Consider the following 2,572-nt stretch of genomic DNA (forward strand, 5'->3'; position numbering starts at 1 on the left):
CGTTTTCAAGAATCAATTCAGATGAGAAAAATTTTTCTAAATCCATTTTTGTAATTGTGAATATTTGTATTTAGTATTGGAAGTTTGTTTTTTAAGTTCTGATTTTCAAAGTTATGCCCTACAACGTTCTGGCACTACAGCGGGTTTGGGATTAAATTAAGCCCTATTTTCGGATTTGCCAAATCATCCCAAATACAAAACCAACTTTCCTTTAAGCCAATTGCCCAAATCCGTTGTAGTGGCTGTTAGGCATTCGGTTCTTTATTTACAAAGTTTTTCGGTTTAGTTTCTGCACCGTTTTAAAGTCAGAAACACAATTTAAAACTCAAATATTATGATTTTAGAAAATCAAGAAATTAGAATTGAAATTAAAGACGGTAAATATTTTCTGTCTCGATATGAAAACGGTAAAGTAAAAGAACAATATCGTCCTGAAACAAATGAGGTTATTCAGGTTTGGATTGTTTCCGTTCTAAATGGTTTTCAACCACCACGAAACCTTCTTCGTCTGGATAAACTGACTGGCTAAATTCAAACTGTAAAACACCGCCACGGTCTTTTAATCTGTAAAGTTCAAGTCCACCAAAATAGACTTCTAAATTTGGGTCTTCTACTTCTAGCATTTCAATAAGCAATTTTACTGTTACTCTCATTGGTTATAAACTATTTAGTTATTTTTTAAGAACATTTAAAAAAAAGAAATAAGATGAATACAATTATAATTGCAACACATCCGATTTTCGTGTGTGTTTCTTGGTCTTTTGATTTATCATTGTTGCACCAATGGCACACTTTTCCACTAAATGGCGTTTCTTTTCCGCAGTTACTACATCTCATTTTTTTGAATGTTTAATTGTTTAACGTTATTTTTTCTGCGTCAGTTCGGTTGAACTGATGCCTAACGTTCTGGTACTACAGCGGGTTTGGGACTAAATTAAGCCCTATTTTCGGATTTGCCAAATCTCCCAAATACAAAACCGTATTTCCATTAAGCCAATTACCCAAATCCGTTGTAGTAGCTGTTATAGCCAGTGATTTTAGGCTTTAATTACTGGATATTTTGTCATTCTTTTATAAAGCCAAGCTGAAAACTTGTTAATGCTTTTAAATTTTGAAATTTGTTTGTCATCACATATTTGTTCAAAATGAGCTTTTTTATCCATAAAGTCATATTCGCCGATGAATCGGTAACATTTACTAAATTCTCTAATGCCATTTTTAAATTCTTGAACTGAAAGACGGTACGGAGTAAATTTATAATCAACGTGTATGTATTCCTCATCGCCACCCAAAGTGATATAGTTGTTTAAAATTAGAAGTTCGCCCGTACTTCCGTTAATAATTGTCCAATTAGTTGACCCTTTTTTAAGAAATAAACATAGTCTCTGTCCTTTTTTTACTTTGCCAAATCTCGTATCACAAGTCCATTCTTTAAATTTCCGCACAGAAATTGTTTTATAAACTTGTCCTTTTATTGTTTCACTAATTTTAAAAGTATATGAATTATCTTTTACAATATCTATTTCTCCAATGACTATAATGTCTGCCATTCCCGAAATTATTTCAATGGGGGAAACTATCTTTTTTGCTTCAACTTTTAATGTTGAAAAAATTATAAGTAAAAATATAATTGTATGTTTCATCTGTTGTGTTATCATTGGCTATAACGTTCTGGCACTACAGCGGGTTTGGGATTAAATTAAGCCCTATTTTCGGATTTGCCAAATCATCCCAAATACAAAACCAACTTTCCTTTAAGCCAATTGCCCAAATCCGTTGTAGTGGCTGTTATAAGGCGGTTTTATTATCGGTTTCGTGTTCCACCGATATTAAGGAAACACAAGTTTAAATACAATTATTATGTCGAAATACGATAAACTAGATTTAGTTTCAATAGAAATTTTAAAAATACTTTCAGATTACTCTTTTGAGGAAGTTCAGGAAATTTTAAAAAAAACAGAATTACTTGTAGCTTCTACTTTTTTTTGCTGTTTTGATGAAACAAGTTTTAAAGAATTAATAGAAAATATAAAAAAGGAAATAGCTTAATTAAACATTTTACTTATGTCGTGTCTTATTTTTAAAACTTTTAAAGATTCTTCTAATTCGACTTCAAGTGTATCTGTTTTATCAGTAATAATTATAGTTACTTTCCATTCTATACTTTTTTCTTTTTCTTCGGTAAGTTTGTTTTCAGAATCTCCAGGGTGTCTTTTTTTTAAAATTAGTGATTCTACATAAGAAATTTGTGGTTCTGTAATTTTTAAGTCTGTAATTTTAAATTCACGTCCTTCTGGTCCAAAAGGAAAATAAGATTTGTTTTTTAAGTAATCAAATTCTATAATCAATTTTTCTGCTTTTAATTTTGAATACATATTTTTAATTTTTAATTATTATGAAAACATTACATCTTTTTTCGCACTTCGGTTCTTCCAAACTGCCTTATAACGTTCTGGCACTACAACGGGTTTGGGACTAAATTAAGCTCTATTTTCGGATTTGCCAAATCATCCCAAATACAAAACCATTTTTCCATTAAGCCCAATGCCCAAATCCGTTGTAGTGGCTGTTA

At 30.8% G+C, this 2,572-nt stretch carries 5 protein-coding genes; 2 read left to right on the plus strand and 3 right to left on the minus strand.

The window, feature by feature from the left end; translation table 11 throughout:
• Positions 1-446: 446 nt before the first annotated feature.
• On the minus strand, positions 447-653 hold the full coding sequence (locus KZH69_RS20275; RefSeq protein ID WP_219319285.1) for a hypothetical protein: 207 nt from the start codon (positions 651-653) through the stop codon (positions 447-449).
• Between the two features lie 53 nt (positions 654-706).
• On the opposite strand from KZH69_RS20275, the gene KZH69_RS20280 reads away from it, so the two are divergent.
• Positions 707-853, plus strand: a complete 147-nt coding sequence (locus KZH69_RS20280) for a hypothetical protein (RefSeq protein ID WP_219319286.1) — start codon at positions 707-709, stop codon at positions 851-853.
• A 184-nt stretch (positions 854-1,037) separates the two neighbouring features.
• Here KZH69_RS20280 and KZH69_RS20285 read toward each other — a convergent pair whose 3' ends face one another.
• A complete protein-coding gene (locus tag KZH69_RS20285) occupies positions 1,038-1,658 on the minus strand; it encodes a hypothetical protein (RefSeq protein ID WP_219319287.1) in 621 nt (206 codons plus the stop codon).
• A gap of 202 nt (positions 1,659-1,860) precedes the next feature.
• On the opposite strand from KZH69_RS20285, the gene KZH69_RS20290 reads away from it, so the two are divergent.
• The gene (locus KZH69_RS20290) at positions 1,861-2,049 is read left to right on the plus strand and encodes a hypothetical protein (protein WP_219319288.1); all 189 of its coding nucleotides are present in this window, start codon (positions 1,861-1,863) and stop codon (positions 2,047-2,049) included.
• Here KZH69_RS20290 and KZH69_RS20295 read toward each other — a convergent pair.
• Positions 2,046-2,375 (minus strand): hypothetical protein, encoded by a 330-nt coding sequence (locus KZH69_RS20295; protein ID WP_219319289.1) that lies wholly within the window; start codon positions 2,373-2,375, stop codon positions 2,046-2,048. The genes KZH69_RS20290 and KZH69_RS20295 overlap by 4 nt on opposite strands.
• Positions 2,376-2,572: the final 197 nt, after the last annotated feature.

Origin of the sequence: Flavobacterium taihuense, assembly GCF_019351435.1 — a bacterium.
In the GTDB taxonomy this organism is placed as follows: Bacteria; Bacteroidota; Bacteroidia; order Flavobacteriales; family Flavobacteriaceae; genus Flavobacterium; species Flavobacterium taihuense.